Here is a 22,450-nt window from a genome sequence, read left to right as displayed (position 1 = left end):
CTAGGCCGGGCCGTCCACCAGCCGCGTCTCGAATGTCGCGGGCGAGGTGATTTCCACCAGTTCCAGGTCATCCGAATGCGCGATCTCGCGGTGGCGCACGCGCGGCGGCTGGTAGACGCTGGTGCCGGCGGTCAGCGTCACCTCGCCGATATCCTCGTATTCGAAGCGCACCCAGCCCCGCACCACCCAGACCATCTGGAAGTCGAGCTCGTGCAGGTGCCATTTGGGCTCCGGGTGCTCGCCCGGGATGGCGCGGATGACATGGGCGCCGAAACGCCCCTCGGTGGCGCCGGCGATGCCGAGGTCGCCATATTCGAAGAAGGCGCGCAGGCCGCGGGTGAAGTCCCGCCCCTCCGCATGGGTGACGGTTGTTCGCATGCGCGCTCTCCTTCTCAGCTCATCGGCACGGCGATGTGGGTGGCATAGCCCGGGCGCTGCTTCAGCCGCGCATGCCAGGCCTCGAGGCGCGGCTGCGCCTTGCGGGTGATGGGCAGGTTCAGCCAGCGGTGCAGGTAGGGGCCGAGGGCCACGTCCGCCAGGCTCGGTTCCGCGCCGCCCAGGTAGGGGTCGTCGCCCAGCGCGTTCTCCACCATGTCCCACAGCGCCTCGGCCTCGTTCCGGGCGGCGGCGGTGGCCACCATGTCGCGCTTCTCCTCGGGCGTGCGGACATAGGTGAAGAAGATCACGGTCATGGGCGCGTTGAGGTGGCCGAGCTGCCAGTCCATCCAGCGCTCCGTCCGCGCCCGCGCGCGGGGTTCGGTGGGGTGCATGGCGTGGCCGGGGGCGCGGGTGGCCACCAGGTAGCGGCAGATGGAGTTGCTCTCCCACAGGGTGAAGCCATCGGGCTCCTCGATGGTGGGCACGCGGGCATTGGGGTTCATGGCCAGGTATTCGGGCTCGCGCGTGCGGCCGAAGGCGCCGCCGGCATCCACCCGCTCATAGGGAATGCCCAGCTCCTCGCAGAGCCAGAGCAGCTTCATGACGTTGGACGAGCTCGTGCGGCCCCAGATTCGCAGCATGGACAATGGCCTCCCTTGATGCGGGAAGCGTAACGTGGCCGCCGGGCATTGCGGAAGGGCCGGGCACAGGGCACATGCGCCCCCATGTCCGGTGCCCTTCTTGTCGCTCTGCTGGCCGTCGCCGCGCCGCTCTTCGCGCATGGCAGCGAAACCTGGTTCGAACTCGTCCCCTGCGAGCTGTGCCTGTGGCAGCGCTGGCCCTATTGGGCGGCGGCGGCGCTGGCGCTGGCGGCGCATTTCGTGGCGCGGCGCCGGCTGCTCTGGGCGGCGGGGGCGGCCTGCCTCGTCTCGGCCGCCATCGCGGGTTTTCATGTGGGGGTCGAGTTCCGCTGGTGGCCCTCGCCCCTGCCGGGCTGCGCCGCCCCCACGGCCGGCGGCGCCATGACGGTGGAGCAGATGATGGCGAGCCTCGCCGCCGCCCCCACCAAGCCCTGTGACGAGCCGGTGTGGCTGATTCCGGGCGTGCCCCTTTCCATGGCCGCCTTGAACCTGATCTATGGTCTTTCCCTGGCGGGGCTCGCCCTCGTCATCGCCGAGAGGAGCCGCCGCCGATGAGCACCACCCCCCGCCGCTACCTGGAGCAGGTCATCCGTGTGGATCATGCGGGCGAATACGGCGCGAAGCGGATCTACCAGGGACAGCTCGCGGTGCTGCGCGGCACGAAGCACGAGCCCACCATCCGCCACATGCAGGAGCAGGAGCAGGAGCACCTCGACACCTTCTCCCGCCTGATCGCGGAACGCCGGGTGCGCCCCACCGCCCTGCTGCCCTTCTGGCACGTGGCCGGATTCGCGCTGGGCGCGGCCACCGCCGCCATGGGCCCCCGCGCCGCCATGGCCTGCACGGTCGCCGTCGAGGAGGCCATTGACGAGCATTACCAGGAGCAGGAGGCGAATCTCGGCCCCGACGAGGCGAAGCTGCGCGAGGACATCGCCCGCTTCCGCGCGGAGGAGCTGGAGCACCGCGACATCGGCCTCGCCAACGAGGCGGAGCTGACGCCCGGCTACCGCGTGCTCTCGGCCGCGATCAAGCTGGGCTGCAAGGTCGCGATCAAGGTGGCCGAGCGGGTCTGAGACCTTTCGCAACAGGCCGCCACGACTCTGGCATGATCCTTGCCTTGACCCCGGCCCGGCCCGGCCCCCATACAAGGCCTGTGTCCAGCCTGCGTCCACCCCCTGCCGCGCCCTGGCCCGCCCGCGCCCGCGTGGCGCCCGGGCGGAGCTGCGCTCGCGCCGGGGAAGGGGGGGTGGCGTGGCCGACCCGGTGAACGCCAACCGCCCGGTGCGCCAGGACTTCGCGGTGCTGCCCACCGAGCGCGACCGCGGCCTGGTCCCCTCGCGCGCCCGCATCGCGCCCAGCAAGCGCGCGCTGACCCGGCGGCGCTGGATGGTGCGGCTGGCCAAGCTCGGCCTGCCGCTGCTGGCGGCGGGGCTGTTCTCCCTGATCCTGTTCTGGCCGGACATTGACGGGCGCGACGCGCGCCTGTCCTTCCGCCGCGCCACGGGGCCCGAGCCCGAGGCCCTGCAGATGCTCGCCCCGCGCTACCAGGGCGTGGACGAGGTGAGCCGCCCCTATACCGTCAGCGCCGCCGGCGGGCGGGTGGCGCGCGGCGAGGAGGGCCGGCCCGAGGGGCAGGAGATCGTGGTGCTGGACCAGCCCAAGGCCGACATCCTGCTGACCGATGGCGGCTGGGTCTATCTCGAAAGCCGGGACGGCCGCTACGACCGCGCCGGCGCCCTGCTGGACTTGGAGGGCGATGTGACCGTCTTTCACGACAACGGGATGATGTTCCGCACCCAGCGCGCGGCCGTGCGCGTGACCGAGGGCGCGGCCAGCGGCCAGAGCCGCACCCGGGCCCAGGGCCCCTTCGGCACCATCCATTCGGAAGGCTTCGAAATGACCGATCGCGGCGCCGTCGTCATCTTCACCGGGCGCGCCCATGCGGTGCTGGAGGCGCGGGAATGATCCGCACCCTGGCCCTCCTCGCGCCCCTGCTGTGGGCCGGCCCGGCGCTGGCCCAGACCATAGACCTCAGCCAGGGCGGGCCGGTGGACATCACGGCCAATGACGGCATCGAGTGGCGCCAGGCCGAGCAGGTGGTCGTGGCGCGCGGCGGTGCGCGGGCGGAGCGCGCGGGCACGGCGGTGGATGCCGCCCGGCTGCTGGCGCGCTACCGCCCCCTGCCGGGCGCGGCCCCGGCGGCGCCGGGCAACGAGGCGCTGGGCGGCAGCAACGAGATCTGGCGGCTGGAGGCGGAGGGCAGTGTCCGCATCTCCACCGCGACCGACGTCGCGACCGGCGACCGCGCGGTCTATGACATGGACCAGTCGGTGCTGGTGCTCTCCGGCCGCAACATCAGCCTGACCACGCCGCAGCAGGCCATCACCGCGCGCGACAGCCTGGAATACTGGACGCAGCGCCGCATGGCGGTGGCCCGCGGCAACGCCCTGGTGGTGACCGAGGACGGGCGGCGCATCACCGCCGACGTGCTGGTGGCCTACCTGCTGGAGGACGCCAACAACCCGCAGGCCGCCGCCGCCCGCGCGGCGCCACGCCCGGGCACCCAGGGCGCCGCCTCGCCCCCTCCGGGCCAGGGGCGGCTGGACCGCGTGGAGCTGTTCGGCAATGTCGAGATCCGCAGCGCCGAGGAGGTGGTGCGGGGCGACCGCGGCGTCTACTCGGCCGAGACGGGCCAGGCGCGGCTGCTGGGCAATGTGCGGATCACGCGCGGCCAGAACCAGATCAACGGGCAGGAGGCGCTGGTGAACCTCAACACCGGCGTCTCCCGCCTGGTGGGCCAGCCCGGGCAGCGCGTGCAGGGCGTGGTGGCCCCGGGCACGCGGGAATCCACCCTGCCAGGCCAGGGCGCAAGGCCATGAGCGGCGGAAAGGACACCGCCCCGGAGGGGCGCGCGCCCGCCGCCGCGCCGACCCCGGCGCCCGCCTTCACCACGCCGGGCCGGAGCACGACCCTGGCGGGGCTGCTGGTGGCCGTCGCCACCCCGCCGGAGGTGCGCGTGGGGCAGGGGGGCGCGCCGCCCGCGGCCACAGCCTCCGGGCCGCTGGCGGCCACGCCTGCCGGGCCACCCGCGGCCACGCCGTCCGGGCCGCCCGCGGCCACGCCGTCCGCGCCGCCCGCGGCCACGCCCTCTGCTTCGGCTCCGCCCGCCGTTGCGAAACCCGTGGCGTCTCCCCCGGCGGAGGCTGCCGCATCCACGTCCCCGCCGCCCGAGGCGGCGGCGCCGGGCGCGGCGAGGCCTGTGCCACCGGGACCCCACCCCGCGACTCCGCCGCACACCGCCGAGGCCACGCCGCCCAAGCCCGCGCCGGTTCCGCCCGCTGCGCCGGCCCGCGCCGCCGCGATCTCGCCCCTGGCCGCCGAGGCCGCGCCATCCAAGCCCGCGCCGGCCTCGCCCGCCGCGCGGGCGCGCCCGGCCGGCACCCCGCCGCCGGCTGCCCCCGCCGTCATCCGCAACGCGCCCGCGCCGCGCCCCGCCACGCCGGCCCTGACCGCCGTCGAGGGGTCGGGCGGGCTGGTCGCGACGGGCCTCGGCAAGCGCTACAAGAAGCGGCCGGTGGTGCGGCAGGTCTCGCTGCACCTGAAGCGTGGCGAGGCGGTGGGGCTGCTCGGCCCCAATGGCGCGGGCAAGACCACCACCTTCTACATGATCACGGGCCTGGTGCGTCCCGACGAGGGCAGCGTCACCATGGACGGGGCCGACGTCACCCATATGCCCATGTATCGCCGCGCGCGGCTGGGCCTCGGCTACCTGCCGCAGGAGGCCTCGATCTTCCGGGGCCTCTCCGTCGAGGACAACATCCGTGCCGCGCTGGAGGTGGTGGAGCCCAAGCGCGACCGGCGCGAGCAGATGCTGGACAGCCTGCTGGCCGAATTCGGCATCGCGCACCTGCGCCGCGCGCCCTCGCTCGCGCTGTCGGGCGGCGAGCGGCGGCGCTGCGAGATCGCGCGCGCACTCGCCACCCACCCGGCCTACATCCTGCTGGACGAGCCGCTGGCGGGCATTGATCCCATCGCGGTGGGCGAAATCCGCGACCTGGTGAAGCACCTGAAGAACCGCGGCATCGGCGTGCTCATCACCGACCACAATGTGCGCGAGACGCTGGAGATCATTGACCGCGCCTACATCATGCATGACGGCCAGGTGCTGATGGAGGGCCGCCCGCAGGAGATCGTCGCCCATGAAGGCGTGCGGCGCGTCTATCTGGGCGAAAAATTCAGCCTTTGAGGGGGCCGGTGCCACCTGCCTCCACCCCTGACGGCGCCTGATGGCCTCCATGCTCGGCCCCCGCCTCGACCTGCGGCAGTCGCAGTCGCTGGTGATGACGCCGCAGCTGCGGCAGGCGATCAAGCTGCTGCAATCCTCCAACATGGAGGTGATGGCCTTCGTCGACGAGGAGCTGGAGCGCAACCCGCTGCTGGAGCGCGACGAAGCGCGCCTCGTGGCCGTGGCCGCCGAGGCGCCGCCCCCCGACGCCGCCGCCGCCGCCAGCGCCGATACCTTCCCCGAACCGGCGCTCGATGCCGATTATTCCAACGTGGTGGATGCGGGCGAGGCGCATACGCCCGATTTTGGGCCGGTGGGTTCCGGTGGCCGCGCGGATTTCAGCGATGACCTCTCGGGCATCGAGGAGATGGCCGGCGCCGGCCCTTCGCTTCGTGAGCGCCTGGCCGAACAGCTCCGCCTCAACCTCCCCGAGGGGCAGGAGCGGCTGATCGGCGCGGCGTTGCTGGCGATGGTGGAGCCCAGCGGCCGCCTGACCCTGGACGCCGACGCCATGGCCGCCCGCCTGGGCTGCGATGTCGCGGTGGTCGAGCGCGTGCGCCGCGCCATGCAGCGCTTCGAGCCGGTGGGCATGTTCTGCCGCGACCTGCGCGAATGCCTGCAGGTGCAGCTGGAGGAGCAGGGCCGCTACGACCCCTACATGGCCCGCCTGCTGGACCACCTGCCCCTGCTGGCCCGGCGCGACATGCGCGGGCTGATGGAAGCCTGCGGCGTGGATTCCGAGGACCTGGCCGAGATGGTGGCCGAGCTCAGGCGGCTCGACCCCAAGCCTGGCGCCGGCGCCGATGACACGCCCTTGCAGACCATCCAGCCCGATGTGCTGATGCGGCCCTCGCCCGAGGGCGGCTGGGTGCTGGAGCTGAACCCCGAGACCCTGCCCCGCGTGCTGGTCAACCGCGGCTTCGCCGCCCGCGCCGTGGTGAACCTGCGCGACCGCGAGCAGAAGACCTTCCTGGCCGAGCAGCTGCAATCCGCGAACTGGCTGGTGAAGAGCCTGGAGCAGCGCGCGAACACCATCCTGAAGGTGGCGGGCGAGATCATCCGCCGGCAGGACGCCTTCTTCCGCCATGGCGTCGAGCACCTGCGCCCGTTGATCCTGCGCGACGTGGCGGAAGCCGTGGAGATGCACGAGAGCACCGTCAGCCGCGTCACCGCCAACAAGTATCTCGCGACACCGCGCGGCACGCTGGAGCTGAAGTATTTCTTCACCACCGCCATCGCCGGTACCGCGGGTGGCGAGAGCGTGAGTGCCGAGGCGGTGCGTCATCGCATCCGCGGAATGATCAGCGCCGAGACGCCCTGCGCCATTCTTTCGGATGATGCAATCGTGTTGCGTCTACGTGAAGAAGGCGTGGACATCGCGCGCCGAACCGTGGCCAAATACCGGGAAGCGATGCGCATCCCGTCATCGGTGCAGCGCAAGCGCGAAAAGGCCGTCACGGCCTGAAGGGCGACCTCCCTGCTGGCCGGATGACGGCTGGACAGAGGAAAGGTAGCCCATGCACATCACTGTCGCTGGCAAGCAGGTCGAGACATCGGACGCGCTGCGCGTCCATGTGGCCGACGGACTGGAAGCGATCACGGGCAAGTATTTCGACCACGCGCTGGAAGCGCGCGTCACCTTCCACAAGGGCGCCAAGGGCAGCAGTGGCGGGCATTTCGCCTGCGACATCAACCTCCATGCCGGGCGCGGGCTGAGCCTGCGCGGCGAAGGGCAGGGGCCCGACGCGCAGCGCGCCTTCGACGAGGCGGCCGAGCATGTGGCCAAGCGCCTGCGCCGCTACCGCCGCCGCGCCAATGAGCATGCCCGCGGCCAGGCGTCGGAGCGCGAGACGTCCGAGGTGCTGCGCGAATATGTCGTCACGCATGATGAGGACGCGGAGGAGGGCGAGGCCATCACCAGCGCCGACCACCCCGCCGTGGTGGCGGAGCCGCTGGGCGAACTGCATGTGCTCTCGGTGGGCGAGGCGACCATGCGGCTTGATCTCTCCGGCGCGCCGGTGGTGGTGTTCCGCAACAGCGTGAGCCGCACGATCAACGTGGTCTATCGCCGCGCCGACGGGCATGTGGGGTGGATAGACCCCGGCTGACGCCGGTGCCGGACCTGCTGGAACGGGACACGCGATTCACGCCTCCGGGCTGCGCCCTACGGCGATCGCGTGTCAGTGATGAAACAGGTCCGGCTCCTCATACCCCAGCAGGTCGAGCTTTCCGCGCGTGGGGAGAAAATCGTAGCAGGCCTGGGCCAGTTCCAGCCTGCCCTCGCGCTTCAGCAGCGCCTCCAGCTTGGCCCAGAGCGCGTGCAGGTGCAGCACGTCGCTCGCGGCATAGGCGCATTGCTCGGGGGTGAGTTCGAGGGCGCCCCAGTCGCTCGTCTGCTGCTGCTTGCTGATCTCGACGCCCAGCAATTCGCGCAGCAGATCCTTCAGCCCGTGCCGGTCCGTGTAGGTCCGCACCAGCTTGGAGGCGATCTTGGTGCAGCGCACGGGGCGGATGTCCACGCCCAGCGCATGGTGCAGCAGCCCCACGTCGAAGCGGGCGAAGTGGAACAGCTTCACCACGCCCGGGTCGCTCATCAGCGCGGCCAGGTTGGGCGCCTTGTAGCCATGCCCGCCCAGGCTCTCGGGGATGAGCTGCACCAGATGCGCCGCGCCATCGCCGGAGGAGAGCTGCACAAGGCACAGCCGGTCGCGCCGCGCGTCCAGGCCCATCGCCTCCGTGTCCACCGCCACCACCGGCCCGAGGTCGAGCCCCGCGGGCAGGTCGTGCAAATGCAGGTGGACGGGGCCGGCCGGCGTGAACATGGTCTTCGCCATCGGGCGCACCTCGATCTCTGTCTGGGGGAGTGCGGAGAGGGATAGCCCCGGCCCCGGCCAGGCGGCAAGCCACCGCAGGCTGCGACCGCGCCCGGCGCCGCGATGCAGGGTTGGCAAATGGCGCGCCCGCCTTGACCCTGGCCGCGCCGCGCCCGTGAATGAGGGCAGATGAGCCACCACGACCTGCTTCGCCCCGGCCAGACCTGCTGGCGCACCGTCCGCGCCGACCGCATGGCCGTCGTCGTGGACGCGGCCGATTATTTCCGCGCGGCGCGCGACGCCATGCTGCGGGCGCGCCGGCGCATCATGCTGATCGGCTGGGACTTTGACGCGCGCATCGAGCTGACGCCGGGCGAGACGGAAGAGGGCGCGCCGCCCCGGCTGGGCGACTTCATCCTGTGGCTGGTGCGGAGGCGGCCGGAGCTCGAGGTCTTCATCCTGCGCTGGGATCTGGGCGCGGTCCGCACCCTGTTCCGCGGCACCACCTTCTTCACCCTGCTGCGCTGGAAGGCGCATCCGCGCATCACCGCGCGGCTGGATGGCGCGCACCCCGTGGGCGGCTCGCAGCACCAGAAGATCCTGGTGCTGGACGACGCCATCGCCTTCTGTGGCGGCATCGACATGACGGGCGAGCGCTGGGACACGCGCGACCACGCCGATGACGAGCCGCGCCGCATCCGCCCCAATGGCGCGCCCGAGAAGCCCTGGCACGACGCGACCACGGCGCTGACCGGGCCGGCCGCCGCGGCACTCGGCGAACTCGCGCGCGAACGCTGGAAGATCGCGGGCGGTGCCGAATTGCCGCCGGTGGAGGGCGGGGGCGATCTCTGGCCCGACTGGCTCGCGCCGCAATTCGAGGATGTCGAGATCGGCATCGCGCGCACGCGGCCCGAGATGCCGGATACACCCGCCATCCATGAGATCGAGGCGCTGTATCTCGACCTCATCCTGCGCGCGCGGCGGCACATCTATGCCGAAAGCCAGTATTTCGCCTCCCGCCGCATCGCCGAGGCCATGGCGCGGCGCCTGGCCGAGCCCGACGGGCCCGAGATCGTGCTGGTGAACCCGCACACCGCCCAGGGCTGGCTGGAGCCCATCGCCATGGACACCGCCCGCGCGCGGCTGCGCGAGGCGCTGCGCGGGCACGACCCGCATGGGCGCTTCCGCATCTACCACCCCGTCACCGCGGCCGGCCGGCACATCTACGTCCACGCGAAGGTCATGGTGGTGGACGAGGAGGTGCTGCGCGTCGGCTCCTCCAACATGAACAACCGCTCGCTGCGCCTCGACGTGGAGTGCGACGTGGTGCTGGAGGGGCGCGACGACGCCACGCGCGCCTCCATCACCAGCGTGCGCGACGGGCTGATGGCGGAGCATCTGGGTGTGGCGCGCGAGGAGGTCGCGGCGCGCATCGCGGAAGGTGGTTCCCTCATCGGCGCGATCGAGGCGCTGCGCGGCGAGGGGCGCAGCCTCGTGCCCTATGAGACGCCGGACCTGAACGCCGTCGAGACCTGGCTCGCGGACAATGAGGTGCTGGACCCGGAGGGGCCGGGCGAGGCCTTCGAAAGCCTGGCGAAGCGTGGCCTGTTCCGCCGCTTCGGGCGGCTGCGCCTCGCGCGGTCCCGGCGCGATTGACCCATCCTGGCGCGGGGCGCAACTTCGCGCCAAACCCGGAGGAGAGACCCATGCTCGAAACCCATCCCCGCCGCGAACTCCGCATCTCGTCCATGCACGACAAGGTGAGCCCGGCCGAATGGCAGGCCCGCGTGGACACCGCCGCCGCCTACCGTCTGGTGGTGCTCTACGGCATGGACGACATGGGGGCGAACCACATCTCGACGCGCGTGCCGGGCGAAGGGCACAACTTCCTCATCAACCCCTATGGCATGATGTATGACGAGATCACGGCCAGTTCGCTCATCAAGATTGACGAGCATGGCAATGTGCTGGGCAAGCCCGACTACGGGGATTTCGACTTCGGCATCAACCGCGCGGGCTTCGTCATCCATTCCGCCGTGCACATGGCGCGCGAGGATGCGGGCTGCGTCATCCATACCCACACCTGGCCGGGCATGGCCGTCTCCTCGCTGGAATGCGGGCTGCTGCCGCTGACGCAGACGGCGATGCGCTTCGCCAAGGTGCGCTACCACGACTTCAACTCCGTGGTGCTGGACCTCAGCGAGCAGGACCGGCTGGTGCGCGACCTGGGCGACGCCAACTGCATGGTGCTGCGCAACCACGGGCTGCTGGTGACGGGCAACACGGTGGCGGAGGCCTTCAACTGGCTGCACCGCATGGAGAAGAGCTGCATGGCGCAGCTCGCCGCCATGGCCTGCAACTCGCCCCTGCAGAAGGTGGCGCCGGAGGTCATCGAGAAGACCTGGCTCGCCTACCAGCCCGGCACGCGCCGCCCCTATGGCGTGATGGAATGGCCCGCCCTGCTGCGCCAGCTCGACCGGAAGAACCCCGGCTACGACGTCTGAGCCACGGGCAACCAAGCGGCGCGTGGCGCGCTTTTCCCTAGAGACGGCCTGGTCCGGGCCGTCACGGGGACAAGGAAGGCCGCCATGGTCGCCATTGCCACGCCGGGGCTCGCGAGGCCCCTGCATCCTTTTCACGCCATACTGCTTGCCTTCCCGCTGCCGCTCTTCCTGGGCGCGCTGCTGAGTGACCTGGCCTATGGCGCCAACTACCACCAGCAATGGGCCAACTTCGCCTCCTGGCTGATCGCGGGCGGGCTGCTGATGGGCGGCCTCGCGCTGCTCTGGGCGGTGGTGGAGCTGTTCCTCCTGCCGCGGCCGCTGCGCCGCTGGCACGGCTTCTACATCCTGGCCCTGCTGGTCATGTGGGGGGTGGGCTTCATCAACGCCCTGATCCACGCAAACGACGCCTGGGCGAGCATGCCGGAGGGCCTCTGGCTTTCCATCGCGACGGTTCTGCTGGCGCTGCTGGCGAGCTGGATGGGCTATTCCCGCTTCGAACGAGGAGATGTGCGATGAAGCGCCGCAGCTTCGCCACCGGCGTGGCCACCCTCGCGCTCGCCGCCTGCAACGAGGAACCCGGCGCGGTGCAGACGGGCCAATCGCCCAACCTGCCCCAGCCCAGCCGCGGCCTGCTGCCCGACATGACCATCCCCCGCCCGGCTGGCTGGGGCAATGACATGCCAGTGGTGCCCGAGGGCTACACCATCACCGCCATCGCGACCGACCTTCGCATTCCGCGCCAGACGCTGCTGCTGCCCAATGGCGACATCCTGGTGGCCGAGGGGTCGGGCGGCAACGCGCCGGTTCTGCGCCCGAAGGACTTCATCGCGGGCATCATCAAGTCCTGGGGCCGGAGCGGCGTCTCGGGCGGCAACCGACTGACGGTGCTGCGCGATGCCGATGGCGACGGCGTCTATGAGACACGGCGCGTCTATGCGGAGGGGCTGAACGCGCCCTATGGCCTCGCGCTGGTGGGCGGCACGATCTACGTGGCGAACCAGGATGCGCTGGTGGCCTTCGACCATGCGGAGGGCACGCTGGAGGCCATGGGTCCGCCGCGCCTGGTGGCGCGCCTGCCATCGGCCATCAACCACCACTGGACCAAGGCCCTGACCGCGAGTGCCGATGGGCGCTTCCTCTATGTGGGCATCGGCTCCAACAGCAACATCACGGAGCGCGGCTGGCCGGCCGAGGAGAACCGCGCCATGGTCTGGGAGATCGACGCCGCGACCGGCGCGCACCGCCCCTACGCCACCGGCCTTCGCAACCCCACCGCGCTGACCATCCAGCCCGACACCGGCCAGCTCTGGGCCGTGGTGAACGAGCGCGACGAGATCGGCCCCGACCTGGTGCCCGACTACCTCACCTCCGTGCGCGAGGGCGGCTTCTATGGCTGGCCCTACAGCTACTGGGGCAACCATGTGGATGAGCGCGTGCGCCCGCAGGACCCGGAGCGCGTGGCCGCGGCACTCACGCCCGACTACAGCCTGGGCGCGCATGTGGCGGCACTCGGCGTCGCCTTCTCGACGCCCGCCATGGGGCCCGCCTTCGCGGAAGGTGCCTTCGTGGGGATGCACGGCAGTTGGAACCGCACGCCGCCCTCGGGCTACAAGGTGGTCTTCGTGCCCTTCCGCGACGGCCGCCCCGTGGGCGAGGCGGTGGACTTCATCTCGGGCTTCCTCGACGCCGAAGGCAACGCGCGCGGAAGGCCGGTGGGCGTCACGGTGGACCCGCGCGGCGCCCTGATCATGGCCGATGACCTCACCAACACCATCTGGCGCGTGACGGCGCCCGGGGTGACCTAGCCGCCAGCGCCCCTCACGACTTCGGCGCGGCCAGGAATGCCAGCACGGCCGCGTTGAAGTCGGCCGGGTTGTCATTGTTCAGCCCGTGCGTGGCGCGTGCGATGGTCACGCGCCGCACATGGGGAATGACGCGTTCCAGCGCGTCCATGATGCGCCCGAACTGCGGCTGGCTCTGGTCGCCTCCCAGCAGCAGGGTGGGGGCCTGGATGGCCTCGGCCGAGGCGCGGGAATAGGGCGCGCGGCGCTCATCCACCTGGCCCAGCAGGGTGCGGGCGTTGTCGCGGCTGATGCGCTTGCGGTCCTCCGGGCGGCGGGCCCAGGCGCCGGGGCCGCCCGTCGCCTCGGCGGCGTGGGTCAGGCCGCCCTCGACATCCCCCGAGCCGATCATGGCCGCGGCGCGCGCGAAGGCGGCCCCCTGCGCGCCAGAGGGCGGCGCGCCGCCCAGGCTTTCATCCAGCTCCCCGCCCGGCTCGGCCAGGACCAGCGCGCGAACGAGGTGCGGGTGGCGCTCGGCCACGCGGAAGGCGATGTGCCCGCCGCGCGAATGGCCCAGCAGCGCCACCGGCCCCGCGCCGAGGGCGGCGATGACGCCCGCCACATCGGCCACGTGGCGGTCTATGGTGAAATCACCGCCTTCCTCCCACTGGCCGGGCCAGCAATGCCGCATGCTGAGCGCCATGACGCGGTGGCCGGCGGCGGCGAAGGCCTCCATCTGGGGCGCGAAGCTGCGCTGGTCGCCCAGGGTGCCGTGCACCAGCAGCAAGGGCGGGCCCTGGCCCGCTTCGGCATAGGCGATGGGATGACCGTCCACGGTGATGCTGGGCATGACGTTCCTCTTCCTGCCGCAGCGTCCCATGCCGCGGCCGGGACGTGAAGACGGCCGTGCCAATCTCAGGGTGTTGGCAAGGAATGGGAGTGCTACTCTGGGGCGGTCACGAGGAGGGCCCGCATTGCACCCTGACCTGGGCCGCGGCAGCCTGCGGCCCATCCCCGAACTGCCCGGCGGCGCGCCGCTGCTGGGGCATCTCCGCGCCATGGCCGCCGCGCCGCACCTCTTTCCGGTGCGCGCGCTGGCCGCGCATGGCGGCCTCGCCGCCTGGCGGGTGGGGCCGCGCCGCGTGGTGGCGGTGGGTCGGGCGGACCTGGCGCGGCATGTGCTGGTCACGGCGGCCGATCGCTATCCGCGCGGGGCGGTGAACCGCAACCTCGGCACCGTCATCGGCGACGGGCTGCTGGCGACCGAGGGCGAGCCCTGGCTCGCCCGCCGCCGCGCGCTGCAACCCGCCTTCCGGCCCGACCGCCTGCACGCGCTGGCCGCGGCCACCCACGCCGTGATGGGCGAGGTGCTCGCCCGCTGGCACGCCGGCGAGGTGCTGGACGCGCTGACGGAGGCGCGGCGCATCGCCATCCGCGTCATCGGCCGCGCGCTGCTCTCGCTCGACATTGACGAGGCGCGGGGGGCGGAATTCACGACGGCGGTGCAGGAGAGCCTGTGCATCTCTCGCGCCGCAACTGGTCGCTGCTGCGCCTGCCGCTCTGGATGCTGACGCCGCTGCACCGCGCCCTGCTGGGCACGCGCCGCACGCTGGATGATTTCGTGGGCGCGGTGATTGACGCGCGCCTGGCCGACCCCGGCGCCGCGCCCGATGACATGCTGGCCGCCATCATGGCCGGCAAGGCGGAGCTGTCGCGCGCGGCGCTGGTGAACGAGACCAAGACGCTGTTCGTGGCCGGCTTCGAGACGACCGCGACGGCGCTGACCTGGCTGTTCCATCTGCTGTCCCGCCACCCGGCATGGGCGGCCTCGCTGGGCGAGGAGGCGCGCGCGCTCGGCCGCCCGCCCGGCCTGTCGGACCTCCGGCAATTGCCCCGCATCGCGGCCACGGTGGAGGAGGCCATGCGCCTCTACCCGCCCGTCTACAACATGGGCCGCGAGGCGGCGCAGGACGACCTGCTGGACGGGCACGCCGTGCCAAAGGGGGTGACGGTGCTGGTCTCCATCCTCGCCATCCATCGCGACCCGGCCGCCTTCGAGGAGGCCACGCAGTTCCGCCCCGGGCGTTTCCTGGGTGACGGCGCGGCCGCGCGGCGCGCGCTGCTGCCCTATGCCTGGGGGCGGCACCAATGCATCGGGAACCACTTCGCCGACCTGGAGCTGGCGCTGGTGCTGGCGCGCATCGTGGCCGCGCGGCGGCTGCTGCCGGTGGAGGAGGGGGAGGTGGGGCTGCTGGGCCGCACCACCCTGGTGCCCGACCGGCCCATCCGGCTGAAGGTCGCGCCCCTGGCGCGCGGTGAGGTCGCGCCGGCATGAGCGCGCGGGCGGAGGAGGCGCCGGCCCAATGGCGCATCCTGGACACCGATGACGCCGCGGCCGTGGCGGAATACGAGCGCGCCTTCCACCGCGCCTTCCGCGACATCCGCCCTGACGGGCTGCTGCGGCGGCTCTGGCATTGGGATGACGCGGCCGGCCGCCTCGCCTCGCCCGTGCCCTATGCGGAGCAGCGCGTCTATGTGGAGGAGGATGCCGCGGGCCAGGTGCGGCGCGGCATGGCGGTGAACCTCACGGGCCGCATCCAGCAGGCGGGGCGCTTCGGCTTCACCCTGCCGCTGCACGAGCCGGGCAGCGCGGAAATCCTGGTCTTCTTCATTGACGGCGCCTGGAACTTCGCGGGCACGGTGGGCTTCTGGGCGCGCTGCGCGGCGGATCTGCAGGGGCTGGGCCTCGTCACCGGCTATGGCACCACGGCGCCGCGCCCGCTTCCCATCTATCGCCGCTTCGGCGCCGAGGTGGTGGAGCGGCGGGAGCTGGAGGGCGAGACGCGCTTCCTGCTGCGCTTCGACTTCCGCCGCAGCTGGTTCGTGCCCCGCCGCGAGGGCGGCGCATGACGGACGACTTCACCACCCAGCCCTGGCCGAAGCTGCGCGACGTGGTGCTGGACATGCTCTCGCTCGCGCGGCCTCTGACCTGCCATGGCGCGATGGAGGCGGACATCACCGAGGCGCTGGCGCTGATCCGCGCGCGCCGGCGCCAGGACCGCCAGCCCGTCTCGCTGCACGCCTTCCTGCTGCACGCCCTGGCCCATGCGGCGGCCGAGTGCCCGGAGGTGCTGACCTTCCGGCATGGACGCCGCCTGGTCACCTTCCGCGACGCGGATGTGGCGACGGTGGTGGACCGCAGGCAGCCGGACGGCACGCGCCTGCCCATGGGCCTGACCATCCGCGCGGCCCAGACCAAGACGGTGATGCAGATCCATGACGAGCTGCGCGCCGCCATCCGCGGCGACCTGACGCGCACGGCGGAGGTGAAGCGCCGGCGGATGCTGGGGCGCCTGCCGAAATTCCTCCGCAAACTGATCCTGCGGCGCATCGCGCAGGACCCGCATCTGCTGCGCCGCGTGCAGGGGACCATCGGGCTGACCAGCCTGCAAAGGCCGGGGCTCGATTTTCCCTTCACCGCCTTCCCGCCCAATGTCTTCACCATCACGGTGGCGGTGGGCGGCATCGCGCGGCGGCCCTGCCCTGAGGGGGGGCCGCCGCGCCATGTCGTGCTGCTGGGGGGTGCCATGGACCACGCCGTGCTGGACGGCGCGGCCCTGGCCCGCTTCAGCGTGGCCCTGCGGCGAAGGATCGCCTCCGCCGAGGGCCTTCGCTGAACCTTACTCGGCCGGGGCCGCCGCCGGGTTGGGCCGCCGCCGCTTGGACAGCCCGGCCATGATCGAGCCCGTGATGCCCTTGGGCATGTAGATGATGAAGAGCACCAGCAGCAGCCCGTAGATGGTGCCGTCCAGCCCATGGATGTCATGGCCGAAGGTGACGCGCAGCGTCTCGGCCAGCAGCAGGGTGAAGACGGCGCCGACGGTCGGGCCCAGCTGCGTGAACAGCCCGCCCGCGATGACCGCGAAGACGATCTGCAGCGAGATGGCGATGCCCGACACCGTCTCCGGGTTGATGTACATCTGGTACTGCGCGTAGAGCGCGCCGCCCAGCGTGGTCATGGCGGCGCTGATCATCAGGATCATCAGCTTGGCGCGGGTGACGTTGACGCCGACCGAGGCCGCCGCGTCCTCGTCTTCCGACGAGGCCTCCAGCGCGTAGCGCAGCATGGAACGGTCCACCAGGCGCCAGATGACCAACCCGCCCAGCCAGACCAGCAGGGCCACGTAGAAGAAGGTCGCGCGGTCGCCGAATTGCAGGGCGAGGAAGGAGGTGCCCTCCGGCACGCCCGTCACCGTCATGCCGAGCGAGCCGCCCGTCTGGTCGCGCAGGCCCACGATGGTGAGGCGCACCACCTCGCCCAGCGCCAGCGTGACCAGCGCGAAGTAGTGGCCCACGATGCGGAAGCGGAAGCAGGGGTAGCCCACCAGCAGCGCCATCGCCATCGAGACCAGCATGGCCACCGGAATACTCACCCAGGGCGTCAGCCCCATGGTGTTCCAGAGCATGGTGGCCACATAGGCGCCGACGCCGAGGAAGGCGCCATGCCCCAGCGACACCATCCCGAAGCGCCCCATGATGGACCAGGAGGTGTAGACGAAGCCCCAGATCAGCACCGTGATGAGCAGGTGCAGGTGGTAGTTGCCCAGCCCCAGCAGCGGCACCACCGCCAGCGCCGCGATGCCGATGCCGCCCCAGATGCGCGTGTCCATGAACCTGCTCCCCTCAGCGGCTGAACAGGCCCTTGGGCCTGATGAACATCATGGCGATGAAGAAGCAGAAGGCGATGACGTAGCCCCACTCGATCTGGAACAGGTAGCCGCCCACCGAGATGAACTGCGCGAAGATGAAGGCGGCGACGAAGCCGCCCAGCATGTTGCCGAGCCCCCCCATCACGCAGACCATGAAGGTGATGGGCCCGAAGCTGAGGCCGATGGCCGGGTGCACGTCGTATTGCAGCACCAGCAGGCTGGCCGCCACACCCGCCATGCCGCCGCCGATCGCGGAGGTGATGAGGTAGATGCGCCGCGGATCCACGCCCATCAGCGGCATGATCTCGCGGTCCTGGGAGATGGCGCGGATGGCGGTGCCCAGATAGGTGCGCGTCAGGAACAGCCACAGCAGCAGCACGCCCACCAGGGCGGTGGCGAAGGCCAGGATGCGCGCGAAGCTGAAGAACATGTCCCCGAACTCGACCACCGGCATGCGGATGCCGATGTTGCGGAACTCGATCCCGAAGGCGAGCGTCGCGGCTGCCTGCAGGAAGAACAGCACGCCACCCGTCACCAGCAGCTGGTTGATGGGGGCCGTGCCCAGCACGGGTTCGATCACGAAGCGGTGGAGTATGACGCCCAACAGCGCCACCCCCAGCACGGCGGCCGTGATGGCGCCTGGCAGCGGCACCTCGTAGTACACGTAGAGGAAGAAGATGGCGTACATGCCCACCATCACCAGCTCGGCATAGCAGATCCAGACCACGTCGATCACGCCGAAGACGAGGTTCAGGCCCAGCGCCAGCAGCGCCAGCACGCCCCCCAGCAGCAGCCCGTTGATGATGGATTCGAGCAGGAAGCTGTCGAACATGTCGGGGTTCCTAAAGCGGGATGCGTCGAGGCGGGAACGCCGAAGACGTTGAATCCCGCGCTCCAATGCAGCTGTGGCCATGATGCGTCAGCGTCATGGTCACAGCCCGAGATAGGCGCGGCGGATTTCGGGCGAGGCGAGCAGATCGGCCGAGGCGCCGGACTGCTTGATGGTGCCGACCTCCAGCAGGTAGGCGCGGTCCACGACCTGCAGCACCTGATGGATGTTCTGCTCCACGATCAGCACGGTGTAGCCCTCGGCGCGGATGCGCTTCACGAGCTCGAACACCTGCTGGACGATGACGGGGGCGAGGCCCGCCGAGGGCTCGTCCATGAGGAGGAGTTTCGGCCCGCTCATCAGCCCGCGGCCGATGGCGCACATCTGCTGCTCGCCGCCCGACATGGTGCCGGCCATCTGCAACCGGCGTTCCTTCATGCGGGGGAACAGCTCGTAGACGAAGTCCAGCCGTTCGGCGAAGCGGCGCCGCGCCTCCGGGTGGAAGGCGCCCATGCGCAGGTTCTCCTCCACCGTCAGGCGGGGGAAGAGGCGCCGGTGCTCGGGCACATGGGCGATGCCCATCTCGACCACGCGGTGCGCGGGCACGCGCGAGAGGTCCTGCCCCTCCATCACCACGGTGCCGGCGGTGGGCGAGATGATCTTGGAGATGACGCGCAGCAGCGTGGTCTTGCCCGCGCCATTGGGGCCGATGACGCCCACCGCCTCGCCGGCGCGGACCTCCAGGCTCACGTCGAAGAGCGCGCGGAAGCTGCCATAGCCGGCGGAGACGCCCTTCACCTCCAGCATCGGGGGGGCGCTCAAGACCGGGCCTCGTCGAAGGTGATCTTCTCGGAACCGAGGTAGATCTCGATCACGCGCGGGTCGCGCGCCACCTCGCGCGGCAGGCCCTCGAAGATCTTCTCGCCATGGTCGAGCACGATGGCGCGGTCCACGACGCGCATCAGCACGCCCATGATGTGTTCCACCCAGATGATGGTGATGTTCTTCTCGCGCCGGATGTGGTTCAGCATGTCGGCGGCCGCGTTCATCTCGGTCTCGTCGAGGCCACCCAGGCTCTCATCGGCCAGCAGCAGGCGCGGCTGGGTGGCGATGGCGCGGGCCAGCTCCAGCTTCTTCAGGCCTGCGGCGCCAAGCGACGCCACCTCCGCCTGCGGGTCGGTCGGCAGGCCCACCAGCGTCAGCGCCTCCTCCGCCTGGTCCAGCGCCTTCGCGCGGCTGACGCTGCCGCGCTGGCCGTAGAAGGCGGCGGTGACGACATTGTCCAGGATGGTGAGCTGCTTGAACGGGCGCGGAATCTGGAAGGTGCGCCCGATGCCGCTGTGGCAGATCTCGATGGGCGCGAGACCGCCGATCTCGCGCCCCTCCAGCCGGATGGAACCCTCGCTGGGCTTCAGCAGCCCCGCGATCATGTTGAAGGTCGTGCTCTTGCCCGAGCCGTTGGGGCCGATCAGCCCCAGGATCTCGCCTTGTTCGAGCGCGAAGGAGATGCGGTTCACGGCCACGAAGCCGCTGAACCGCTTGGTCAGATTCTCGACCCGCAGCATGCTCTAGCGGGCGGCGTAGGCATGGCCCGCGGGCAGCGGGAGCACGGGGTCGGCGGTTTTCAGTGCCTCCGGCCACACGATCTTCGTCTGCCCGTCCACATACTGCATCACCACCGGCGTCGAGCGCGCATTCTGCCCCGCCATCGGGTGGCCCGGCGGGTTGAACTGCACGCCATAGCCCTGGATGGTCCCGCCCACCGGAATGTCGGTGGCGAGTGCCGCCTGGCGCAGCGCGTCGGGCGTGAAGCCGCCATGGTTGCGGATGGCGCGCGGCAGCACGTCCGTCAGCAGGATCCAGGTCTGGTTGAAGCCCATGGAGGTGTGCGGCGGCACCTCGGTCACGTTGGTCTCGGCGCGGTAGCGGCGGACCATCTCGGCCGTCACGTCGCCGAGGCCCGGCGCGAGCGAGGCCGGGTTCAGCAGCTGCGCCGCCACCGGGTCCACGTTGTAGATGTAGTTCGCGTCCTGCCGGAAGGTCTGCTGCAGGCGGTCAATCTGCCCATAGCCCGCCCCATGCCCGATCAGCGCGCGCCAGCGCAGGCCCAGCTCACGCGACTGGCGCAGGAAGAGTGTGATGTCGGGGTTGTAGCCGGTGTGCAGGATGACGTCCGGCCGCTCGCGCCGCAGCTTCGTGACCAGCGAGGAGAGGTCGGGCGCGGTGGCCGCATAGCCCTCCTTCAGCACCAGGCGCAGGCCGAGTTCGCGCGCGGTGGCCTCGTTGCCGGCGGCCACGCCGGCGCCATAGGGGCCGTCCTCGTAGATGATGGCCACGCGCACGTCGCGCACGGGCTTGCCCAGGCGGGACTGCGCGTTCTCCGCCACGAAGCGGCAGGAGGCCTCGCCGAACTGGTCGCTGTGCACCTGCGCGCGGAAGACGTATTCGAGGTTGCGGTCCTTGAACACCGACGACGCCACGCAGACATTCGCCCACATGAAGCGGCGCTGCTGGTTCACGCGCTGCGCCATCGGCACGCAATGCGCGGACGAGAACACGCCCATGATGATGTCCACGCGCTCCTGCTCCAAGAGGCGCGTCATCTCGTTGATGGCGACCTCGGTGCGGGACTGCGCGTCGGCGTAGATGGCGTTGAGGCGATGGCCTTCCACGCCGCCACGCTCATTGATCATGTCGATGGCGTGCTTGGTGCCGATCGCGGAGGCGAGCGAGCCGCCGCCCGCGAAGGGCCCGGTGTAGTCATAGATGACGCCGAGCTTGATCTCGCGCTGCTGCCCGAAGGCCGTGGCGGGGACCAGCGGCAGCGCGCTCGCGCCACCCAGCAATCCGCGCCGGCTCAGATGATGGTGCATCCTGTCCCTCCCTGTCGTTCCGATTGTGCGGCTCTGCTGGCCGTTGGACGTTCCGGGGGTGAGTGCAGCGGGCGAGGGGATTGCTGTCAATGGGGAAAAGCGGTGGGGGGAAAAGCGCCGGGCGATGCACCGCCCGGCGCGTCGTGCCTCAGCCCCCGCGGTGGAAGGCGGCGCGGTCCATGCGGCCGAGTTCCGTCAGCAGCAGGGGCCACAGCCGCAGCCCCTCGTCGAAGGAGGAGAGGCGGAAGAACTCGTTGGGCGCATGCGCGTCCTCGTCCGCGCTGGACAGGCCGAACATCAGGCTGTCCATGCCGAGCTTCTCCTGGAAGATGGTGGTGATGGGCACGGTGCCGCCCAGGCGCGTCAGCGCGGGCTCACCACCCTTCTCCCGCCGCAGCACGGCAGTGGCGGCCGCGCGCAGCGGGTGGTCGCCGCCCAGCGTGTAAGCGCGGGTGCCGCCCGGCTGGTATTCGAAGGTGAGCGCCACGCCGGGCGGCGCGTGGCGTTCCAGATGCGCCTTCACCGCGGCCTGCGCGCCCTTCGGGTCCTGGCCGGGAATGAGGCGCATGGTCAGCTTCACATGCGCCTCGGCCGGGGTGACGGTCTTGCCGCCCTCGCCGATATAGCCGCCCCACATGCCGTTTACCTCGACGGTGGGGCGCAGCGTGGTGCGTTCGCGCACCGTATAGGCGGGGTCGCCGAAGGGGGTCGCGTCATAGAGCGCGTACCAGGCCGCCTCGTCGAAGGGCAGGGTGGCCGCCTCGGCGCGCAGCGCGTTGGTCATGGGCGGCGCGCCGGCCTCGAAGCCCTCCACCACCACGCGGCCATGCTCGTCGTGCAGCGTCGCGATCAGCCGCGCCATCTCGTGCAGGGCGTTGCGCAGCGCGCCGCCCACCTTGCCCGAATGGGCGTCCTTCCTCGCGGTCCGCAGGCTGAAGCGCAGCGAGGTGATGCCGCGGCAGCCGATGTTCAGCATGGGCTGCGGGCCCGAGGCGCCGCCGCCATCGGCCGAGAGCATGGCGTCCGCCGCCAGCAGCTCGCGATGCGCCTCGATCAGCACGGGCAGGCTCGGGCTGCCCACCTCCTCCTCGCCTTCCAGGAAGAGCTTCACGTTCACGGGGCAGCCGCCCTCGACCGCCAGGAAGGCGCCCACCGTCTCGATGGCGATGGTGGTGGAGCCCTTCACGTCCGAGGCGCCGCGCGCATAGATCCGCCCGTCGCGGATGGTGGGCTCGAAGGGCGGGGAGTGCCACAGCTCCATCGGGTCCGCGGGCTGCACGTCGTAATGGCCGTAGATCATGATGGTGGGCTTGTCGGGCCCCGCGCCCAGCCAGGCGCCATAGACGGCGGGCTGCCCGCCCTTGGGCATGCCGGGCGCGTCCAGCAGCCGCACATCCTGCAGGCCCAGCGCGCGCAGCCGCTCCAGCAGGAATTCCCGCGCGCCGCGCATGCCATGCTCATAGGCCGGGTCGGTGCTGACCGAGGGCAGGCGGATCAAGGCCAGCAGCCGGTCCAGGATGGCCTCGCGCTGGCCGGCCAGGTGACGCGCGACTTGTTCGCTCATGCAGGGATCTCCGCTTTTCCGCGGCCGAGGCTAGATCAGCGGCGAGGGGCTGGGAATTGGCGCGCCGGGGGCA

The 22,450-nt window shown here is 71.2% G+C and carries 25 protein-coding genes; 15 read left to right on the top strand and 10 right to left on the bottom strand.

The annotated features are described in order from the left end of the window. Nucleotides 1-378: a cupin domain-containing protein gene (locus JTN19_RS07630; RefSeq protein ID WP_206931299.1), complete on the bottom strand. Its 378-nt coding sequence runs from the start codon at nt 376-378 to the stop codon at nt 1-3. 14 nt (nt 379-392) lie between these two features. Continuing rightward, nucleotides 393-1,019 carry a glutathione S-transferase family protein gene (locus tag JTN19_RS07625; protein WP_206931298.1) on the bottom strand — a complete coding sequence of 209 codons (627 nt, stop codon included), beginning with the start codon at nt 1,017-1,019 and terminating at the stop codon, nt 393-395. Between the two features lie 84 nt (nt 1,020-1,103). Here JTN19_RS07625 and JTN19_RS07620 point away from each other — a divergent pair, with 84 nt between their 5' ends. From JTN19_RS07620 to hpf, 7 genes are all read left to right on the top strand, one after another. Then, the gene (locus JTN19_RS07620; RefSeq protein WP_206931297.1) at nt 1,104-1,574 is read left to right on the top strand and encodes a disulfide bond formation protein B; all 471 of its coding nucleotides are present in this window, start codon (nt 1,104-1,106) and stop codon (nt 1,572-1,574) included. Next, the gene (locus tag JTN19_RS07615) at nt 1,571-2,092 is read left to right on the top strand and encodes a demethoxyubiquinone hydroxylase family protein (RefSeq protein ID WP_206931296.1); all 522 of its coding nucleotides are present in this window, start codon (nt 1,571-1,573) and stop codon (nt 2,090-2,092) included. The genes JTN19_RS07620 and JTN19_RS07615 overlap by 4 nt, the downstream gene beginning before the upstream one ends. Nucleotides 2,093-2,270: 178 nt before the next feature. After that, nucleotides 2,271-2,984, top strand: coding sequence for an LPS export ABC transporter periplasmic protein LptC (gene lptC / locus JTN19_RS20515; RefSeq protein WP_206931295.1), 714 nt, complete (start codon nt 2,271-2,273; stop codon nt 2,982-2,984). After that, nucleotides 2,981-3,898, top strand: a complete 918-nt coding sequence (locus tag JTN19_RS07605) for an LptA/OstA family protein (RefSeq protein WP_206931294.1) — start codon at nt 2,981-2,983, stop codon at nt 3,896-3,898. Before lptC ends, JTN19_RS07605 begins: the two co-directional genes overlap by 4 nt. 626 nt (nt 3,899-4,524) lie before the next feature. Beyond that, nucleotides 4,525-5,265 (top strand): LPS export ABC transporter ATP-binding protein, encoded by a 741-nt coding sequence (lptB, locus tag JTN19_RS07600; protein WP_206931322.1) that lies wholly within the window; start codon nt 4,525-4,527, stop codon nt 5,263-5,265. A 40-nt stretch (nt 5,266-5,305) separates the two neighbouring features. Beyond that, complete coding sequence (rpoN, locus tag JTN19_RS07595) at nt 5,306-6,769, top strand: RNA polymerase factor sigma-54 (RefSeq protein WP_206931293.1); 1,464 nt, start codon at nt 5,306-5,308, stop codon at nt 6,767-6,769. 52 nt (nt 6,770-6,821) lie between these two features. Further along, complete coding sequence (hpf, locus tag JTN19_RS07590; RefSeq protein ID WP_206931292.1) at nt 6,822-7,412, top strand: ribosome hibernation-promoting factor, HPF/YfiA family; 591 nt, start codon at nt 6,822-6,824, stop codon at nt 7,410-7,412. A gap of 72 nt (nt 7,413-7,484) precedes the next feature. On the opposite strand, the gene JTN19_RS07585 is transcribed toward hpf, so the two are convergent. Continuing rightward, complete coding sequence (locus tag JTN19_RS07585) at nt 7,485-8,138, bottom strand: ribonuclease D (protein WP_206931291.1); 654 nt, start codon at nt 8,136-8,138, stop codon at nt 7,485-7,487. Between the two features lie 168 nt (nt 8,139-8,306). Between JTN19_RS07585 and JTN19_RS07580 the strand changes: the two genes are divergently transcribed. The 4 genes from JTN19_RS07580 to JTN19_RS07565 all read left to right on the top strand — a co-directional run bounded on the left by JTN19_RS07580 (nt 8,307) and on the right by JTN19_RS07565 (nt 12,426). Beyond that, nucleotides 8,307-9,773 (top strand): phospholipase D-like domain-containing protein, encoded by a 1,467-nt coding sequence (locus JTN19_RS07580; protein WP_206931290.1) that lies wholly within the window; start codon nt 8,307-8,309, stop codon nt 9,771-9,773. Between the two features lie 50 nt (nt 9,774-9,823). After that, nucleotides 9,824-10,621, top strand: a complete 798-nt coding sequence (locus JTN19_RS07575) for a class II aldolase/adducin family protein (RefSeq protein WP_242530931.1) — start codon at nt 9,824-9,826, stop codon at nt 10,619-10,621. Nucleotides 10,622-10,705: 84 nt separating this feature from the next. After that, the gene (locus JTN19_RS07570; RefSeq protein WP_206931289.1) at nt 10,706-11,137 is read left to right on the top strand and encodes a DUF2231 domain-containing protein; all 432 of its coding nucleotides are present in this window, start codon (nt 10,706-10,708) and stop codon (nt 11,135-11,137) included. Next, the gene (locus JTN19_RS07565; RefSeq protein WP_206931288.1) at nt 11,134-12,426 is read left to right on the top strand and encodes a PQQ-dependent sugar dehydrogenase; all 1,293 of its coding nucleotides are present in this window, start codon (nt 11,134-11,136) and stop codon (nt 12,424-12,426) included. Before JTN19_RS07570 ends, JTN19_RS07565 begins: the two co-directional genes overlap by 4 nt. Nucleotides 12,427-12,439: 13 nt before the next feature. Here the strand turns inward: JTN19_RS07565 and JTN19_RS07560 are convergent, their stop codons facing one another. After that, nucleotides 12,440-13,252: an alpha/beta fold hydrolase gene (locus JTN19_RS07560; protein WP_206931287.1), complete on the bottom strand. Its 813-nt coding sequence runs from the start codon at nt 13,250-13,252 to the stop codon at nt 12,440-12,442. A 124-nt stretch (nt 13,253-13,376) separates the two neighbouring features. Here JTN19_RS07560 and JTN19_RS20370 point away from each other — a divergent pair, with 124 nt between their 5' ends. Genes JTN19_RS20370 through JTN19_RS07540 form a run of 4 tightly spaced genes read left to right on the top strand, consistent with a single transcriptional unit; the run spans nt 13,377 to nt 16,079 of the window. Then, nucleotides 13,377-13,973 (top strand): cytochrome P450, encoded by a 597-nt coding sequence (locus JTN19_RS20370; RefSeq protein WP_206931286.1) that lies wholly within the window; start codon nt 13,377-13,379, stop codon nt 13,971-13,973. Then, nucleotides 13,919-14,737, top strand: coding sequence for a cytochrome P450 (locus tag JTN19_RS20365; protein ID WP_206931285.1), 819 nt, complete (start codon nt 13,919-13,921; stop codon nt 14,735-14,737). The genes JTN19_RS20370 and JTN19_RS20365 overlap by 55 nt, the downstream gene beginning before the upstream one ends. Beyond that, a complete protein-coding gene (locus JTN19_RS07545) occupies nt 14,734-15,312 on the top strand; it encodes a hypothetical protein (protein ID WP_206931284.1) in 579 nt (192 codons plus the stop codon). Before JTN19_RS20365 ends, JTN19_RS07545 begins: the two co-directional genes overlap by 4 nt. Beyond that, a complete protein-coding gene (locus tag JTN19_RS07540) occupies nt 15,309-16,079 on the top strand; it encodes a 2-oxo acid dehydrogenase subunit E2 (RefSeq protein WP_206931283.1) in 771 nt (256 codons plus the stop codon). The genes JTN19_RS07545 and JTN19_RS07540 overlap by 4 nt, the downstream gene beginning before the upstream one ends. A 3-nt stretch (nt 16,080-16,082) precedes the next feature. Here the strand turns inward: JTN19_RS07540 and JTN19_RS07535 are convergent, their stop codons facing one another. The 6 genes from JTN19_RS07535 to JTN19_RS07510 form a co-directional block, all read right to left on the bottom strand. Next, nucleotides 16,083-17,072 carry a branched-chain amino acid ABC transporter permease gene (locus JTN19_RS07535; RefSeq protein ID WP_206931282.1) on the bottom strand — a complete coding sequence of 330 codons (990 nt, stop codon included), beginning with the start codon at nt 17,070-17,072 and terminating at the stop codon, nt 16,083-16,085. Nucleotides 17,073-17,085: 13 nt separating this feature from the next. Then, nucleotides 17,086-17,943: a branched-chain amino acid ABC transporter permease gene (locus tag JTN19_RS07530; RefSeq protein WP_206931281.1), complete on the bottom strand. Its 858-nt coding sequence runs from the start codon at nt 17,941-17,943 to the stop codon at nt 17,086-17,088. A gap of 99 nt (nt 17,944-18,042) precedes the next feature. Further along, entirely contained in the window at nt 18,043-18,762 is a 720-nt protein-coding gene (locus JTN19_RS07525; protein WP_456315793.1) for an ABC transporter ATP-binding protein, read from the bottom strand. Beyond that, nucleotides 18,759-19,505 (bottom strand): ABC transporter ATP-binding protein, encoded by a 747-nt coding sequence (locus JTN19_RS07520; RefSeq protein ID WP_206931280.1) that lies wholly within the window; start codon nt 19,503-19,505, stop codon nt 18,759-18,761. The genes JTN19_RS07525 and JTN19_RS07520 overlap by 4 nt, the downstream gene beginning before the upstream one ends. A gap of 3 nt (nt 19,506-19,508) precedes the next feature. Beyond that, nucleotides 19,509-20,813, bottom strand: coding sequence for an ABC transporter substrate-binding protein (locus tag JTN19_RS07515; protein WP_206931279.1), 1,305 nt, complete (start codon nt 20,811-20,813; stop codon nt 19,509-19,511). A 148-nt stretch (nt 20,814-20,961) separates the two neighbouring features. After that, nucleotides 20,962-22,377, bottom strand: a complete 1,416-nt coding sequence (locus JTN19_RS07510; RefSeq protein WP_206931278.1) for a M20/M25/M40 family metallo-hydrolase — start codon at nt 22,375-22,377, stop codon at nt 20,962-20,964. Between the last annotated feature and the right edge of the window lie 73 nt (nt 22,378-22,450).

It is taken from the genome of Roseococcus thiosulfatophilus (assembly GCF_017311575.1).
GTDB lineage: Bacteria > Pseudomonadota > Alphaproteobacteria > Acetobacterales > Acetobacteraceae > Roseococcus > Roseococcus thiosulfatophilus.
Note: the sequence above shows the minus strand (reverse complement) of the source record. Positions and strands in the feature narration are given on the sequence as shown.